A 17,415-nucleotide genomic window follows, 5' to 3' on the forward strand; every position below is an offset into this window, starting at 1 on the left:
GCGTTATGGTGCAAAGCGCGCGGCGTCCCCCTCAGAACGCCGCGCACCCGCACTGTGCCGATTCAGAAATTGATTTCGGCCGTGACGTAGAAGCGCCGCGGGTCGCCGTAGAAGCCGGTCAGCGTGCCTTCGAGGCCGAGCGTTGGCTGGAACGGCGCGCCACCGGTACCGCCGCTGACGAAATTATAGCCGGCCACAATATATTCCTTGTCGAACAGGTTCTTGGCATGCGCTCCGATCGAGAACCGGCCCATGTCATCGGTGTAAACGACGCTTGCATCGACGAGCACGAAGCCGTCCTGGTCGAGGAAGGGATTGGGCGTCTCGAACTGGCTCGCATCGCTCCGCATCGACGCCAGCCCGATAAAATCGACCATTCCGCTCGCTACCGGCAGGCCGAGATTGAATCCCATGTGCGCGGTGATGTCGGGGGTGTTTTGGAACACCCGCTGGTCAGCGACATCGTTGCCGAACGCGTCGATGAAAGTGTCGAAGCCGGCATCGAGATAGCCCAGCGACCAGTTGACCGACAGGCGGCTGCCATCGCCCGCAAAGTCCCGGCCGACCAGCGCATTGCCCTCGAATTCGAAGCCGTTGACATCGGCGCTCGCGGCGTTGGAGGTGATGCCGATGAAGCTGTCGTTCACCCCGTCGCCATTGGTGTCGAGCCCGACCGATCCGGGGATCTGCACGTCGTTGTACTGGCCCATGAAGGCCGCGAACGACACGTTGAGTCGGTTGTCGAGCAGCGAGCCCTTCCATCCCAGCTCGTAGCTATCGACCGTTTCGGGAGCGAAGCGCAGGAATTCGAACTGATCGTCGAAATCAACGTCGCCGTCGCCATCGAGATCGGGCGCCGCGGTGGTCTGGCCGCGTGGATCGAATCCGCCGCCCTTGAAGCCCTGGCTGTAGGTGAAATAGAGGTTGTGATTGTCATCGGGCTGCCAGCTGATCGAGGCGCGCGGATTGAAATCGGTAAAGGTCTCGCTGCCGAAAAAATCGCTGGTCGTGGCGATCGCGGTGGCCGGGCTGTTTGGAATGAACAGGTCCGAGAACCCGCCGATGAAGGTGGTCCGCAACACCCTGCTGGTGCGCTTGTCGCTGGTATAGCGCCCGCCGAGCGAGATACTGATCGTGTCGGTCAGATCGTAGGTGAAATCGCCGAACACGCTCCAGGTCTCGGTGTCGACATCGCCCAGGGTCTGCGCGTTGAGACCGGGCAGGCCGATGAGGTCGCCGACGGTGAACAGCGCGACGTCGAAGGCGGTGAAGGCATTGGCGTCGAGGTAATAGGCGCCGAGCACGCCTGAGAGCCTGTCGCCTTCCCACAAGAGCTGCACTTCCTGGCTGAACTGGTCGTTCTCGTAGATCGCGGGCACGTCGAGATCGGCGGCTGGAAGGCTGTCGAAATCGATCGGGCTGGTCGATGAATCCTCGCGGTAGCCGGTGATCGACTTGAGTGTCAGCGTGTCCGACAATTCGACCGCGAAATTGAGCGCGCCGCCGAAGGCCTCGACCTGCTGGTCGACCACGTCGAGCCCGGCGCGGGTGTCATAGACATTGTCGAGCAACGGCGCGCCCGAGAGCAGGCCCGGGATCAGCCGGGTGCCCTGCCGCGCCTCCGAATTGTCCTTGACGTAGTCGCCCGAAAGCCGCGCGAATATCGGGCCGCTGTCGAACTCGACCGTGCCGCGCGCGGCCCAGACGTCCTTGTTGTAGTTCTCGGTGCCGAGAGTGAGATTGTCGCCGTAGCCGCCGCGCGACAGCCGCGCACCGCTGGCGCCGATCGTCAGCGCGTCGCTCACCGGGGTCGAGGCGGTGACGATCAGGTCGGCCTGGTCGTAGCTGCCATAGGTCGCGCGCACCGAGAGGCTCGGGTCGTCGGGCAGGCGCGCGGTGACATACTTGATCGCGCCGCCGATCGTGTTGCGACCGTAGAGCGTGCCTTGCGGCCCGCGCAGCACCTCGATCCGCTCGACGTCGTAGACATCGAGGACGGCGGCCTGCGGACGGTTGAGATAGACATCGTCGACATAGACCCCGACGCCGGCCTCGAACCCCGCGACCGGGTCCTGCTGACCGACCCCGCGCACGAAGGCGGTGAGCGTGGTGTTGGTGCCGCGGCTCACTTCGAGCGTGATATTGGGCACCTGCTGAGCGACCTGGGTAATCTCGAGCACGCCGCGCTGTTCGAGCTCTTCGCCGCTGACCGCGCTGACCGAGAGCGGCACATCGAGCAGGCGCTCCTCGCGCCGGCGGGCGGTGACGATGATCGTGTTGCCCTGCGGCTCGGCAGTGGTTGCGATTTCGCTTGCGGCATCGGCCGCGGTTTGAGCCATTGCGGGCGCAGCCAACGCGGCGATCGCCGCGCAACCCGAAAGCAGGGCAGCGCGAGCGGTGTAAACGTGCATTGTCATCGTGGTGGTTCCTCCCAAACCCGTCTTGGTCGCCTCAATATTGAAAGTTGAACCAACTTTCAAGTTCGTCCTTGTGATTTTTCCGTCCAGCGCCTAGTGCGGCGGCCATTGGAGGGAGCAATATGGGCGAACAGCGAGCAGCCGAAGACGCGGCCAAGACCCCGCGCACCGAGCGCGGTCGCAAAACGCTACGCAAGCTGCTCGATGCCTCGGCGACCGAGTTCGGGGAGCGCGGGTTTCACGAGGCTTCGGTGAGTTCGATCACGCGCCGCGCCGGCGTCGCGCTGGGCACCTTCTACACCTATTTCGACAGCAAGGACGCGCTGTTCCGTGCGCTGGTCAAGGACATGAGCGGCAATGTCATGGCGAGCGCGCGCGCCGCGATGCGCGACGACATGAGCGCGCTCGAGATCGAACAGGCCGCCCTCACCGCCTTCCTCGCCTTCGCCGGCGAACACAAGGAAGTGTACCGGATCATCGACGAGGCCGAATTCGTCGATCCCGAGAGCTATCGCGGACATTACCAGACGATCGCGGCGCGCATCCGCTCCCGCCTCGAAGCCGGGGCGGCGGCGGGCGAGCTGCGCGAGGACCTCGGCGAAATCGAGGCTTGGGCGATCATGGGGATGAACGTGTTTGCCGGCCTTCGCTACGCCGTCTGGCGCGAGGCCGGCGACGCCGCGCCCGAAGCGGTCGCGCGCACGATCAACCGGCTTTTGGCCGAAGGCATCGGATCGAAAGAAGCCTAAGCGCGCTCAGGCACGCGCCGCGCCTGGCGCGCGCCGATCAGCTCGGGGTGACGTCCGATGCGTGGTCCTCGACCAGTTCGAAGGCCTTTTCGTACCACTCGCTGCCCGGATAGTTGGCACCGAGAACCGCGGCATATTTCACCGCTTCCTCGCGAATGCCGAGCGCCAGGCTGCTTTCGGTCAGGCGGTAAAGCGCCTCGGGCGTGTGGCTGGTGGTCTCGTATTGCTCGACCACGTTGCGGAAACGCAGCGCGGCGGCAAGCCAGCGGCCCGAACGCTGGTAGAAGCGCCCGATTTCCATTTCCTTGCCCGCCAGGTGATCGGCCACGAGGTCGAGCTTCAGCCGCGCATCGGCGGCATATTCGGTCTGCGGGAAGCGGCGATTGACTTCGCGCAAGGCCGTCTGCGCCTGGAGCGTGATCGACTGGTCGCGGTTCACGTCACTGATCTGCTCGTAATAGGACAGCGCGATCAGGTAATAGGCATAAGGCGCGTCCTTGTTGCCCGGGTGGATCGACAGGAAGCGCTGGGCGTTCTGGATCGCCTTGTTGTAATCGCGGGCGATGTAATAGCTGAACGCGCTCATCAGCTGCGCGCGGCGCGCCCAGGGCGAATAGGGGTGCTGGCGCTCGACCTCGTCGAACAAGGCGGCGGCGAGCAGCGTGTTACCGCGATCGAGCCGGCGCTGAGCCTCGGCATAGAGCGATTCGACGTCTCGCGCGACATAGGCGACATCCTCTTCGGCCGAGCCCGTCGAACAGGCGGCGGTGGCGAGGATCGCGGCCCCTGCAAGGGCGGCGCGGCTGAGACGGGCGGAAAGCTTGGCGGTCATGCGCCGAGCGTATAGCCAGCCCCTGCGTGAACGCCAAGTGAAGTTGCGAAGGTTATCCGCCTTGCGCGCATTTTGCCAAATGTGCCGGGTGCGAAGCGGGCTCGCGGCAGGGGCCTAGTCGGGCTTGCGCTTGCCGCCCTTCTTCTTGAAACCGCCCGGCTTGCCGGCGCCGCGATGCGGTTTGCCGCCCTGCCCCCTGGGTCCCGAACCGTGCCCTTTCCGGAACGGCTTGGCGTGGGCCTTGCCCGGTCCCTGCTTGCGGTTGGCTCGCGCCTCCATGCGCGGGCCCTCGTCCGACTGTTCGATCGGGATCGCGTCCTGGTCGTCATCGGGCGAAGCGGTGCGCGCAACCGTCTCGGCAAATTGCGAGGCGACATTGCGGGGAACCTGGAACCAGCTTTCGTTCTGGCCGATCCGGATCGCGCCGATCTCGTTGCGGGTGATGTGCCCGCGGCGGCAGATCAGCGGCAGCAGCCAGCGCGGCTCGGCATTGTGCCTGCGGCCGACACCGATCTTGAACCACACCACGTCCTCGAAACCCGGGCGGTGGCGATCGGCCTTGTCCTTGTCGCGCGCCTCGGGGGTGTTGGCGAGCATTTCCTCCGGGCTCGGCATCTTCGCGCGATGCGCGCGAACCAGCGCCGCGGCGATGTCCTGCGGCGCCATCTTCTCCATCAGCTCGGCCGCGATCGCGCGGTCATCCTTCTCGTGCTCGACCGGGGCGGTGAGCTTTTCGAGGAGGCGCGCGCGGTCCTTCTTGCGGATCGCCGCGGGCGTTGGCGCATCGCGCCACTCCGCATCGATCTTGGCCCGGCGCAGCATCGAATCGACCCGCTTGCGGCGGTTGTAGGGCACCACCATTGCGGCGATGCCCTTCTTGCCCGCACGGCCCGTCCGGCCCGAACGGTGCTGGAGCGTCTCGGCATCGCGCGGGATCTCGACATGGATGACGAGGCTGAGCGTCGGCAGGTCGATCCCGCGCGCGGCGACATCGGTGGCAACGCAGACCCGGGCGCGCCGGTCGCGCATCGCCTGGAGCGCCTGGTTGCGCTCGGACTGCGAATGCTCGCCCGACAAGGCAACCACCGCGAAACCGCGATTCTGGAGCGTCGAGTGAAGCCGCCGCACGCTTTCGCGCGTGGCACAGAAACAGATCGCCGATTCAGCCTCGTGAAAGCGCAGCAGATTGACCACCGCGTTCTCGATCTCCGAAGGGGCGACGGTGATCGCCTGGTAGGCGATATCGCCGTGCCCGCGATCCTGCCCACCCAGCGACAGCCGCAGCGCGTTCGACTGGTAGCGTTCGGCGAGCCGCTCGATCGCGCGCGGCATCGTTGCCGAGAACAGCAAAGTGCGGCGCGATTTGGGCGTTGCGTCGAGAATTTCCTCGAGGTCCTCGCGAAAGCCCATGTCGAGCATTTCGTCGGCCTCGTCGAGCACCACGCCGACAAGCCCCGCCAGGTCGAGCGCGCCGCGTTCGAGATGGTCGCGCAACCGGCCGGGCGTTCCGACCACCACCGCCGGATCGGCGCGCAGCGCGCGGCGTTCCTTGCTCGCATCCATTCCGCCCACGCAGGTCGCGATCCGCAGGCCAGCACCTGCATAGAGCCAGCCAAGTTCGCGGCTGACCTGCATTGCCAGTTCGCGCGTGGGCGCGATCACCAGCATGCGCGGGGCGCGGCTATCGGCGGCGATGATGTCGGGCGCGAGCGCTATGCCGAAGGCGACGGTCTTGCCCGATCCGGTCTGAGCGGACACGAGCAGGTCGCGGCCCGCGGCGTCGGGCGCGCTCGTGGCGGCCTGGACCGGGGTGGGTTCGGAATAGCCGCGCTCTGAGAGCGCCGCCTGGATTGCGGGGGGGAGCGTTTCGAAAGACATGGCGGGTCGCCTGGGGGATGACAGCGCCAAGGGTCGCGCCGAGGGGAAAGGGGATCAAGCCGATGCGCCCTTTTGTCGCGCCTTGCTCGAACGGGCGGCGGCCAAGTGCCGGTCACGCCCTGTCAGACGCCCCTAGCAACAAAATGCCCGCTTGGCTCCAAAAATGTTGCACCTGCGAAAAGTGCAGCGTGCGAAGGCCGCTGCCGTCACTGTCTGGCCGCTTTCCTGAAGCCACGCAATGCTTGATAAAGTGATATTCCGCTCTTTGATTCGAAAGACCAAATACTAAGCATCAAACGCGTGATGGTCTCGGTGCCAAGCAAGGAACTTTGAATGCGGTCTATCCTCTTCACGCTCCGGTCTCAGAAGTTTACCTGATGGGTTGACTATCGCCTCCACACCCTCGCGATCATTGACCTTACGATGCACTAATATGTCATGGGCGTCAGATACACCAATCAAACCTCGGTCGAACATCCAGTGCGCGGTTCCTGACAGCGCCAACCCATTGCGAATGGAATCGGGGCCGCCAAACTCGACGGGGCGAATATGTGCGGCTTCTGCCTCAAGCCGACCGCCACCATTCACAAGCTTCCAGCCAGTGACTGCACAGCGACCGTCATAGGCCCGCATAACTGCTCGGCGAAAAGCCTTGTCTCGAAACGGACGGGAGATCAGCGATTTTATGATTGGGCGGTCGACTTCAAAAGGCGTTTGGGCCTCCTTGACGCGATTGAAATCATTGGACTCGCCCACACGAGGAAGCATGTGATCATCCGGAAGGCCCAAAGATACTATGCGCACGAAATCAGCGTTAGATAGTGGGCGAACAGCAGCCTGAGCGTTGGCTAAATCCTGTTCTACTGGTTGACCGGCCATTTTATGCGGAACCGTCGGGGAAAAGGGCAAAAAACTGCCAGGTTCTATCATTGCGCGATATCGATCAGAGATATCCGGGTCTCGAATTATTTTCTCGACCCGCGCAACTGCAAAGAAACCCTTGGAACGGCTGACTTTTACCGGCTCTCGATAGACTATCCAATCGCCAACCATCTTTTCTGCACGGCTCAGATAGATTTTTGGGAATTGGTAACGCTCCTCAGGGATGTCGTCGTAAATCGACTCATCTTTATGCATGAAAACGCCGAACGCCACTTATCCTCCCATCTTCAAAGTCTAGATGACAATACTTAGACAACGCGAAACCGTTTGCATTCAGTGCGCAATTAGTCCTCGCCCATCCGCAGTGCCGCGATGAAGGCTTCCTGCGGGATCGACACATTGCCGTATTCGCGCATCTTCGCCTTGCCCTTCTTCTGCTTTTCCAGGAGCTTCTTCTTGCGCGAGATGTCGCCGCCATAACACTTGGCGGTCACGTCCTTGCGAAGCGCGGCGATGGTTTCGCGGGCGATGATCTTGCCTCCGAGCGCCGCCTGGATCGGGATCTTGAACAGGTGACGCGGGATCAGGTCCTTGAGGCGCTCGCACATGCCCCTGCCCCGTTCCTCGGCGACCGAGCGGTGGACGATCAGCGACAGCGCGTCGACCGGCTCGTTGTTGACGAGGATGTTCATCTTGACGAGGTCGCCCTCGCGGCTGCCGATCTGTTCGTAGTCGAAGGAGGCGTAGCCGCGGCTGATCGATTTCAGCCGGTCGTAGAAGTCGAACACTACCTCGTTCAGCGGAAGCTCGTAGCTCACCTGCGCGCGTCCGCCGACATAGGTGAGATCGGTCTGGATGCCGCGGCGGTCCTGGCACAGTTTCAGGATCGCGCCGAGATATTCGTCCGGCGTATAGATGACCGCCTTGATCCACGGCTCCTCGACCACCTCGATGCGGTTCACGTCGGGCCAGTCGGCGGGGTTGTGGATGTCGATGACCTGCGCGTCCTCGGTCTTCGATTTGGACAGGTGGACGCGATAGACCACGCTGGGCGCGGTGGTGATAAGATCGAGATCGTATTCGCGGCTGAGCCGTTCCTGGATGATCTCGAGGTGAAGAAGCCCGAGAAATCCGCAGCGAAAGCCGAAGCCGAGAGCCGCGCTGGTTTCCATCTCGTAGGAAAAGCTCGCATCGTTCAGACGCAGCTTGCCGATGCTTTCGCGCAGCTTCTCGAAATCGGCGGCATCGACCGGGAACAGCCCGCAGAACACCACCGGCTGGACTTCCTTGTAACCCTTGAGCGGTTCGGCAGCGCCGTTCTTGACCGTGGTGATCGTGTCACCGACGCGGGCCTGTTCGACTTCCTTGATCTGGGCGGTGATGAAACCGATCTCGCCCGGCCCCAGTTCGGGCAGGTCGGTGCGCTTGGGAGTGAAGCAGCCGACCCGGTCGACGAGGTGCTGGGTGCCGCCCTGCATGAACTTGATGTTCTGCCCCTTGGTCAGCACGCCCTCGATCACGCGGACGAGGATGACGACACCGAGATAGGGGTCATACCACGAATCGACGAGGCTCGCCTTAAGCGGCTTGTCGCGTTCCCCGCCCGGTGGCGGGATCTTGGCGACCACGGCCTCGAGCACGTCCTCGATCCCGATCCCCGACTTGGCGCTGGCGAGCACCGCTTCGGAAGCGTCGAGGCCGATGACTTCCTCGATCTCCTCCTTCACGCGTTCGGGTTCGGCGGCGGGCAGGTCGATCTTGTTGATCACCGGCACGATCTCGTGATCGTGCTCGATCGACTGGTAGACATTGGCGAGCGTCTGCGCCTCGACCCCTTGCGCGGCATCGACCACCAGCAGCGCGCCCTCGCACGCGGCAAGGCTGCGGCTGACCTCGTAGGCGAAATCGACGTGGCCGGGCGTATCCATCAGGTTGAGCTGATAGGTCTTGCCGTCCCTGGCCTTGTAATCGAGCCGGACGGTCTGCGCCTTGATGGTGATCCCGCGCTCGCGCTCGATATCCATGTTGTCGAGCACCTGGGCTGACATCTCGCGCTCGCTCAGGCCGCCGGTGAACTGAATCAGCCGGTCGGCCAGGGTCGATTTGCCGTGATCGATATGGGCGATGATCGAAAAATTGCGGATCTGGGAAAGGTCGGTCATTTCGCCGGCGCGTTTAGCGGCCTGCTGCGCCCCTGTCATTGGTGAAAATGAAAGGTGCCTTTCGCCTACCGTGCAAGCGAGCGCCGGGCGTTGGCGATCAGGCCGCCTCGGTGCGCTGCGGCGCGGCGTAGCCGAACTGCGGCACGCTGCCCTTCTGACCCAGCTGACCGCCTGCCATCTGCTTGTAATCGCCCGGAGACAGCGCCGCGAGCGGGGCACCGGCCGAGGCGAGCGCATAGGGGCTGACCCGGTTGCGGGTGCACAGCCCCCCTGCCCCGTCATCGACCAGCGATTGCTCGAATTCGAGGCCCTGCGTGTCGCCATTGGTGCGGATCACGGTCGCGACCGCGAGCTGGCCGCCGCCAAGATCGACGACGAATTGCGTGCCCTTGGGAACATCGGCAAGCCCCTGGATCAGCGCGCCTGTCTTCGACAGGTTGCGCAAGGTTACCTCGTAGGAATGGTCGTCGTGGATCACCTGGATCTTGCGGAACACGGTGCGGCGCCGCGCGCGCTTCAGCCGGTCCGAGCTCGGGGCGATCGTCCAGGTCTGGCCGATCAGTTCGGTCTCCACGGTCTCGTGGCTGATCGGGTCCGAATAGATCGGGCCTTCCATTCGCTTGACCCCGCAATCGCGCAGCCGCTCGAACAGGTCGGTGGTCTCGATCCCGTTGGCGATGGTCTCCATTTCGAGCGCGCCGGCAAGCGCCACGATCGCGCGGATAAGCCCCAGGTCCTTGGTGTCGCGGGCCTCGGCCTCGGTCACCAGGTTCTCGTCGATCTTGATCGCGTCGAAGGGTGCTCGGCGCAGGTAAGCGAGCGAGGAATAGCCCGAACCGAATTCGTCGAGCGTCAGCCGCACGCCGAGCTTGAACAAGCGGGCAAGCGTGCGGTCGACGACATTGGCATCGCCGAAGAACACCGCTTCGCTGATTTCCAGCTCGAGACGGCCGGGCGCGAGATCGGCGTCGTCGAGCGCGTCGGAAACGGTCTCGACAAAGCCGTCATGGGCAAACAATTGCTCGGGCACGTTGACCGCCACCCGCACACCGCCGGGCCAGCTTGCGGCGTGAACGCAGGCCTCGCGGATGGCCCAGGTGCCGACTTCGATCACCTGGCTCGAGCCGTCGAGGATTGATGCGAATTCCTCCTCGTCGATCTCGCCGCGCTGTTCGTGCATCCAGCAGATATGAGCCTCGAGCGCGCACACGCTTTCGGAATGGGCATCGACCATGGGTTCGTATTTGAGGAAAAGCTGCTTGTCGCGCACCGCCGCGCCGAGATTTTCCTCGAGCCGGCGGCGGAAGATCGCCTCGTTCTCCAGCTCGCACGAAAAGAAGCGGAACTGGCCGCGCCCGCCATTCTTGGCAGCATAGAGTGCAAGGTCGGCCGCGCGCACGATGTCATCGCCATTGACCCCGTCATGCGGCGCCACCGCGATCCCGACCGAACAGCCGATCACGCAGCGCCCCTCTTCGAGCGAGAAGGGCTGCTTGAGCATGGTGATGATCTTCATCGCGATCTCGCCCAGTTCGCCGCGATCGTCCATGTCGGGGATCATCACCTGGAATTCGTCGCCGCCGAGCCGCCCGATCTCGCAATCGACCTCGATCGCCCGCTTGAGACGGTCGGCCACCTGCTTGAGCAATTCGTCGCCCGCGGCATGGCCGAGCGTGTCGTTGACGTTCTTGAACTTGTCGAGATCGAGCATCATCACCGCGCAATTGCGCTTGGCGGCGCGAAAGGCGGTGAGCGTGCTGTCGATCAGGTGCTGCATCCGGTGACGGTTCGAAAGCCCCGTGAGAGAATCGAAGCGCGCCAGCCGCGCAGTTTCCTCGTCGCGGAAATACTGCTCGGTGATGTCGACACCCGTGCCGCGGAATCCGGCGAAACGATTGCCGTTGAAGAAGGGCTGGCCCGAAAGCCGGATCACCGCGCCGTCCGGACGCTTGGCAGCGCGCACCGCGAAGCCCGAGAACGCCTTGTGCGCGCCGAGCATGAGCGCGAGCGACTTGGTGCGCCCGTCGCGGTCGGTCGGCTCGAACACGCTGGCGAGCGGCTTGCCGAGAAGGTCCGACAGCGCGATGTCGAGTCGTTCGGCAATCGTGCCGCTGAGATAGGTGAGCTGTCCTTCGGCATCGCAGGCCCAGAACCAGCCGAGACCCGATTGCTCGAGATCATCGAGCATGGCGAGCTTCTCGCCGTCCGACATCGTGCCCGCTGACGCACGCGATGACGATCCGAGTGTCGATGACAAGAAACCCTTCAGGGGCATCTCGAGGGGGTTCTCCTGGCTTGGTTATCCGAAACGCGCCCAAATGCGCGCCCTAATTCCTAGCCCGCACTTGGTTATTATTTCGATAACACCGAGGGGATTTCCCTTAGATTTGCGACGGTTTTCGCGCTGTGCCTAGACCGCGGTTTCAGCTAGCGCGGCTCTTGGAAAGATCAACCTCGACAAAGGCTTTCTTGCTCTTTCGCAACCCGCCGGTGATCGCGGCCACGCTTTCGTCGTTGAGCGCTGCGAGCGGGCGGCCCGCGGCCTCGATCTGGTAGGGCGAGACGCGGTGCCGGGTGCAAAGGCCATCATCCCCGTCGCTGATCAGCGGGGTCTCGAACTCGACGCCCTGCGAAAAGCCCTCCGAACGGCGCACGGTCGCGACCGCGAGCTGGCCGCCGCCCAGGTCGAGCACGCATTGCGTTCCCACCGGCACGTCGAGCAAGCCTTCGACCTTGGCGCCGGTCTTGGACAGGTTGCGCAGGATCACCTCGTAGCGATCGTCATCGTGAATGAGGCCGATCTTGCGGAATTCGGTGCGGCGATCCGAGCGATACTTGTCGGGGCCACGCGGCTTGAACACGAGATCGCCCGAGATGATGCGCTCGCTCAGTTCCTCGTCGGTGAGCGAGCTTGCGAACAGCCGGCCCTGCAACATCGGCACGCCCAGCGATGCGACGAGCGCCATCTCGTCCTTGGTCTCGACCCCCTCGGCGATGACTCCCATGCCCAGCGCCTTGCCGAGGCTGGTCACGGCAGAAATGATCGCATCGTTGCGATTGCCCTCTTCGGTGCAGCCGCGCACGAAGCCCTGGTCGATCTTGATCTTGTCGAAGGGGGCATCGCGCAGATAGCTGAGCGAGGAATAGCCGGTGCCGAAATCGTCGAGCGAAAGCCCGACACCAAGCTTTTTCAATGCTTTGAAGATGGTCAACGCGCGGTCCATGTCGCCCACGAACACGCTTTCGGTGATCTCGAGCTCGATCCGCGCCGGGTCGACGCCGCTGCGCTTGAGCGCGGCCTTGACCGAATCGACGAAACTGTCGGACGCGAATTGCACCGCCGAGACATTGACGGTCGCGCGCACCACGCCAGGCCAGGTCAGCACCGTGTCGCAGACCTTGTTGAGCGCCCAGTCGCCCAATTCGCGGATCAGGCCGACTTCCTCGGCCACGGGAATGAAATCGGCAGGCGAAATCCGTCCCTTGGTCGAGTGGTCCCAGCGCATCAGCGCTTCGGCGCTGACGGTCTCGTGGGTCTGGGAATCGACGATCGGCTGGAACTCGATCGACAGCTCGTCCTGGGCCAGCGCATCGCGCAGGTCGGATTCGATCTGGTGACGATAGCTCGCCCTGTCGCGCAAATCCTTGGAATAGAACCTGTATCGCCCGCGCCCGCCGCCCTTCGCAGCGTAAAGCGCAAGGTCGGCGGCCTTGACCAGGTCGCCGGGCTCGATCCCGTCAAAGGGCGCGATCGCAACGCCGACCGATGCCCCGATCACGGCGCGCATCCCGTTGATCGAATAGGGTTGCGAGAGCATCTGGATCGCACGTTCGGCCAGTTCGCCCAGAACGCCGCGATCGTCCTCGTCGATCATGATGACCTGGAATTCGTCGCCCCCGATCCGCCCGATCTCGGCCTTGTCGCCGAAAACGCGCTTGAGCCGGTCAGCGACCTGCTTGAGCAATTCGTCGCCCGCCGGATGGCCCATCGTGTCGTTGACCTGCTTGAAGCGGTCGAGATCGATCAGCATGGTCGCGCACGAGCGCTTCGACACCTTGAAGGCGGACAGGAACCCCTCGAGCTGCTGCGCGATGCGGTGGCGGTTGTAGAGGCCGGTCAGCGCATCGTGGCGCGACATGGCCTCGACCTTGCGCGTGCTCTCGAACGAATCCGAGACATCGCGCGCGATGCCGTGATATCCACAAAAGGCGCCGTCCGCGTCCTGCTGCGGGACCCCGGCAATTTCCCAGAACGCGGTGCCTCCGCCCAGATCGAGCATGACCGTCACCGGCTTGATCGCGTTGCGCTTGGCCAACTGGAACTTCAGCGGACGTTGGCGGCCCGAATCTTCGCCGCTGGGTGCGGGTTGGAAAATGTCCGTCAGCGTGCGCCCGACAATGTCCTCGGGTGCCTTGCCGATCCGCCGCGCGGCGGGTTCGGAGACATAGGCGATCCGTCCCTCGGCATCGCTGGCCCAGAACCAACCGAGATCGGATGATTCCAGACTGCTCAGAAGCGCGGCCCGGCTTTCGAAATCGAAACCGCGCGCCACCGTTCCTGCCTGCGCAGGATCGTTTGTCTTTGTCAGGCGTGACAGCAGGCCAGCCATCTTGGCTTGTTCCCCTCATGCGTAAATCCGTGAGCTCGCAGGTTTATGGTCAAACGGTGAAGGAATGGATAACCACGCACAGCCGCGCAGACGCGGGGCTCCCGGCACTTGCTGATCGCCGGACCGCATCCGGCCCCCAGGGGCATGGGGGTCCATGGGAGCAAGGCTTGTCACCGCGCCGCAACCGCGCCATTTGTAACCGCGCAAGACGCTCGCAAAGCACACCAACAGGTCAGGACAGGAACGGCACATATGGCACAAGGCACGGTCAAGCTGGAAAACGAGGCAGCGCAATCGGTCAACGCGCTGGGTCCGCTGGTCGGCATTGCGCGCGAGGATTTCGTCAGCGCGGTCGCGCTGCTTCTGCGCGAGACCGCGTCGGACCCGCAGCGCATGATGCGCCACGCCCAGGCCATGGGCGAGGACATGGTCAAGATCATGACCGGAAAAAGCGAACTCGCCCCCGATCCCAAGGACAAGCGTTTCAAGGACCCGGCCTGGCAGTTCAACCCGTTCTTCCGTGCCGGCGCGCAATATTACCTCGCGGTGCAAAAGGGGATGCGCAACTGGCTCGAGGAACTCGAGCTCGACGAGCTGGAGAAGAACCGCGCCAATTTCATCGCCAACATCATCCTCGATGGCCTTGCCCCGACCAACACGCTGGCAGGCAATCCGATCGCGCAGAAACAGCTGATCAATTCGGGCGGGCTGAGCCTCATCAAGGGGTTGCAGAACGCCTATAACGACCTCGTTCACAACAAGGGCATGGTCAGTCAGGTCGACAAGCGCCCGTTCAAGATCGGCGAGAACATCGCGACCTCGAAGGGCAATGTCGTCCACCGCACCGAGATGTACGAGCTGGTGCAATATGCGCCGACGACCGAAGAGGTCCACGCGATCCCGCAGCTCACCATCCCGCCGCAGATCAACAAGATGTATATCAACGACCTGTCGCCGGAGAAATCGATCATCAAGTGGCAGGTCGATAACGGGCTCCAAACCTTCGTTATCAGCTGGCGCAACCCGTCCAAGGAACAGGGCCACTGGGACATGGCCGATTACATCGAGAGCTGCGAAGAAGCGCTCGAGGTGGTCTCCAAGATCACCGGCTCGGACAAGGTCAATGTCTCTGCCGGGTGTTCAGGCGGCCAGACCGCGAGCGTGCTGGCATCCAAGCTCGCCGCGACCGGCCATGACATCCTTGGCACGCTGACGCTGATGGTCTGCGTGCTCCACCCCAAGCAGACCGATATCGAGGCCGGATCGCTGGTCAGCGAGAACGGGATGAAGCTCGCCCGCCAGCGCGCCGCGAAAAAGGGCGTGATCAAGGCCGACGATCTTGCCCGCGGCTTTGCCTGGCTCAGGCCCAACGACCTGATCTGGTCCTATGTCGTCAACAATTACCTGCTCGGCATGGACCCGCCCGCATTCGATGTCCTTTACTGGAACTCGGACGCGACCAACCTTTCGGCGAGCCTGATGGGCGACTTCCTCACGCTCTACGAAACGCTGGCCTTCACCAAGAAGGGCGAGGTCGAGATGGCCGACCACAAGATCGACCTGTCCAAGGTCAAGGCCGACCTCTTCATCCTTGGCGGGGTAACCGATCACATCACTCCGTGGAAGGCAACCTATCGTTCGACCAACCTGTTCGGGTCGAAGCACGTCACCTATGTCCTCAGCCAGTCGGGCCACATGCAGGCGATCCTCAACCCGCCGGGCAATCCGAAGGCGAAATATTACGTCCAGAAAAAGAAGGGCAAGCTGCCTGAAACCGCCGATGAGTGGTTGCAAGGCACGAAGGAGGTCGCGGGCAGCTGGTGGCCGTTCTGGATGGAATGGATCCAGCAACGTTCGGGAGACAAGGTGCCGGCGCCTGCGCAGGTGGGGTCGAAAGCATATCCTCCACAGGAACCTGCCCCGGGTCTCTACGTTGTCGAGGAAGTCTGATACACCGCCGTTCATGACTGAAGGGGAGGTCACGCACCGGCGCACCGCCACGGTGACCTCCACGCGGCCAGGAGCCGCAAATGACAAGGATTTTCCCCTCATGAGCGAAGCGATGAACGGTGCCGAAGTCACCATGATGGATGTCGGTGGCCGCACGCTGCGGGTCGCGACATGGCGGCTCGACGAGCCAGGCGAGCATCCGCCGGTGCTGTTCTTCAACGGGATCGGCGCCAATATCGAGGCCGTGGCCCCGCTGGCAGAGGCGCTGAGCGAGCGCCCCTTCATCATGTTCGACATGCCCGGAATCGGCGGATCGCCCGAACCGGTGCTGCCCTACAATCCCTTCACCATGAGCTGGACCGCGGCGCAATTGCTCGACCGGCTGGGCGTCGACACGGTCGATGTCATGGGCATCAGCTGGGGCGGCGGCATGGCACAGCATTTCGCCATGCAGCACGCCGCGCGCAGCCGCCGGGTAGTGCTGATCGCCACCAGTGCCGGCATGCTGATGGTGCCCGGCAAGGTCGCTGCGCTGTCGAAAATGGCCAATCCGCGCCGCTATATCGATCCCGATTTCATGAAGCGCAATTTCGAGACGCTCTACGGCCAGGGCCTCGGCAAGAGCGCGGGCAAGGGCGGGCACATGGCCCGGCTCAAGCCGCCCTCGACGCGCGGCTACATGTATCAGCTCTTGTGCATGCTCGGCTGGACCAGCGCACCTGCCCTGCCGTTCCTGCTCAAGCAGGAGACGCTGATCATGATGGGCGATGACGACGCGATCGTTCCGCTCGCCAATGGCAAGTTCCTCGAAATGCTGATCCCCAATAGCGAGCTCGTCGTCATGGAAGGCGGCGGCCACCTGTTCCTGCTCAGCCACAAGGACGAAAGCGTCGCCGCGATCCGCGAATTCCTCGATTCGCCCGCGAGCCGGGACGAGGAACGCTCGGCCGCCTAGCCGTCCGCGCCGCCGCCGGGCAGCCATTGGGCGAGCGCGGCATTGACCTTGTCCGGCGCGTCCTGCTGGACCCAGTGCGAGACACCGGGAAAGCGGATGAGCGTGAGGTCGTCGACCCAGCGATCGGTGCCCTTGGTGCAGGCGATGTCGATCGCCACGTCCTGTTCGCCCCACAGCATCAGCACCGGCACGCTGACCCGGAAATCGCCCATATCCAGCGTGTCGCGGTGACGCAGCAGCGCGCGGTAGTAATTGACCATGGCGCTGCGCGCGCCCTTGCGCATCGCGGCGCGCGAATAGATGTCCTGCACGTGGCTGCCAAAGCGTCCGGGATTGCAGCTGGTCTGGGCGATGATCCGGCCCGCCGCCTTGCCGCGATGGCGGGCAAGAAACGCCTCGGGCAGCCAGGGCAGCTGAAAGAAGAAGATGTACCAGCTTTTGCGAAGCTGGCGCCAGCTGGTCATCTCGCGCCGCGCGCATTGCGGGTGAGGCACGTTCATTATCACCAGCCGGTCGATCATCTCGCCGTGAACGATCGCAAAGGCCCAGGCGATGATCGCTCCCCAGTCATGCGCGATCAGCGTCACCTTGCGCGCCCCGCTTGCCTCGATCAGCGCGGCGACATCTCCGACCAGCCGGTCGAGCGCATAGGCGCGCACGCCTTCGGGCCGCGAGGTGCCGCCATATCCGCGCAGGGCCGGTGCCCAGACGCGGTATCCCATCTCGGCCAGAAGCGGGATCTGGTGGCGCCATGAGAACGGCAGTTCGGGAAATCCGTGGAGGCACAGCGCAAGGTGATCGCCCTCGCCGGCAGTCGCGGTCTCGAAGGTCAGCCCACCGGCCGTGATCCATTCGATTCCGATTCCGCTTGCCGGGTCGGGCTGCCAGCTTGCAGGACCGCTCGGTTCCATCGTCATCGCGCGACCATAGCAGGCGGCACGGCGATATGATAAGCCGGTCCTCAATAAAAACCGATGACG

11 protein-coding genes are annotated in these 17,415 nt (G+C 63.6%); 3 read left to right on the top strand and 8 right to left on the bottom strand.

The window, feature by feature from the left end; translation table 11 throughout:
* Nucleotides 1-62 precede the first annotated feature (62 nt).
* Nucleotides 63-2,411 carry a TonB-dependent receptor gene (locus ACKTSM_RS09610; protein WP_407876348.1) on the bottom strand — a complete coding sequence of 783 codons (2,349 nt, stop codon included), beginning with the start codon at nucleotides 2,409-2,411 and terminating at the stop codon, nucleotides 63-65.
* Nucleotides 2,412-2,539: 128 nt separating this feature from the next.
* Here ACKTSM_RS09610 and ACKTSM_RS09615 point away from each other — a divergent pair, with 128 nt between their 5' ends.
* Nucleotides 2,540-3,166, top strand: coding sequence for a TetR/AcrR family transcriptional regulator (locus ACKTSM_RS09615; protein WP_407874438.1), 627 nt, complete (start codon nucleotides 2,540-2,542; stop codon nucleotides 3,164-3,166).
* A gap of 37 nt (nucleotides 3,167-3,203) precedes the next feature.
* Here the strand turns inward: ACKTSM_RS09615 and ACKTSM_RS09620 are convergent, their stop codons facing one another.
* From ACKTSM_RS09620 to ACKTSM_RS09645, 6 genes are all read right to left on the bottom strand, one after another.
* Nucleotides 3,204-3,998 carry an outer membrane protein assembly factor BamD gene (locus tag ACKTSM_RS09620; protein ID WP_407874439.1) on the bottom strand — a complete coding sequence of 265 codons (795 nt, stop codon included), beginning with the start codon at nucleotides 3,996-3,998 and terminating at the stop codon, nucleotides 3,204-3,206.
* Nucleotides 3,999-4,112: 114 nt separating this feature from the next.
* A complete protein-coding gene (locus ACKTSM_RS09625; protein ID WP_407874440.1) occupies nucleotides 4,113-5,876 on the bottom strand; it encodes a DEAD/DEAH box helicase in 1,764 nt (587 codons plus the stop codon).
* A gap of 285 nt (nucleotides 5,877-6,161) precedes the next feature.
* Nucleotides 6,162-7,031, bottom strand: a complete 870-nt coding sequence (locus ACKTSM_RS09630) for an HNH endonuclease (RefSeq protein WP_407874441.1) — start codon at nucleotides 7,029-7,031, stop codon at nucleotides 6,162-6,164.
* A 71-nt stretch (nucleotides 7,032-7,102) separates the two neighbouring features.
* Nucleotides 7,103-8,920: a translation elongation factor 4 gene (gene lepA, locus ACKTSM_RS09635; protein ID WP_407874442.1), complete on the bottom strand. Its 1,818-nt coding sequence runs from the start codon at nucleotides 8,918-8,920 to the stop codon at nucleotides 7,103-7,105.
* 97 nt (nucleotides 8,921-9,017) lie between these two features.
* Nucleotides 9,018-11,177, bottom strand: a complete 2,160-nt coding sequence (locus ACKTSM_RS09640; RefSeq protein WP_407874443.1) for a putative bifunctional diguanylate cyclase/phosphodiesterase — start codon at nucleotides 11,175-11,177, stop codon at nucleotides 9,018-9,020.
* A 166-nt stretch (nucleotides 11,178-11,343) separates the two neighbouring features.
* The gene (locus ACKTSM_RS09645) at nucleotides 11,344-13,530 is read right to left on the bottom strand and encodes a putative bifunctional diguanylate cyclase/phosphodiesterase (RefSeq protein WP_407874444.1); all 2,187 of its coding nucleotides are present in this window, start codon (nucleotides 13,528-13,530) and stop codon (nucleotides 11,344-11,346) included.
* 252 nt (nucleotides 13,531-13,782) lie between these two features.
* Between ACKTSM_RS09645 and ACKTSM_RS09650 the strand changes: the two genes are divergently transcribed.
* Both ACKTSM_RS09650 and ACKTSM_RS09655 read left to right on the top strand, forming a co-directional pair.
* Nucleotides 13,783-15,480, top strand: a complete 1,698-nt coding sequence (locus tag ACKTSM_RS09650) for a PHA/PHB synthase family protein (protein WP_407874445.1) — start codon at nucleotides 13,783-13,785, stop codon at nucleotides 15,478-15,480.
* A 100-nt stretch (nucleotides 15,481-15,580) separates the two neighbouring features.
* Nucleotides 15,581-16,435 (top strand): alpha/beta fold hydrolase, encoded by an 855-nt coding sequence (locus ACKTSM_RS09655; protein ID WP_407874446.1) that lies wholly within the window; start codon nucleotides 15,581-15,583, stop codon nucleotides 16,433-16,435.
* Here ACKTSM_RS09655 and ACKTSM_RS09660 read toward each other — a convergent pair.
* Entirely contained in the window at nucleotides 16,432-17,352 is a 921-nt protein-coding gene (locus ACKTSM_RS09660; RefSeq protein ID WP_407874447.1) for an alpha/beta fold hydrolase, read from the bottom strand. The genes ACKTSM_RS09655 and ACKTSM_RS09660 overlap by 4 nt on opposite strands.
* Nucleotides 17,353-17,415 lie beyond the last annotated feature (63 nt).

Source organism: Qipengyuania nanhaisediminis (genome assembly GCF_045862805.1).
GTDB classification, from domain to species: domain Bacteria; phylum Pseudomonadota; class Alphaproteobacteria; order Sphingomonadales; family Sphingomonadaceae; genus Erythrobacter; species Erythrobacter nanhaisediminis_A.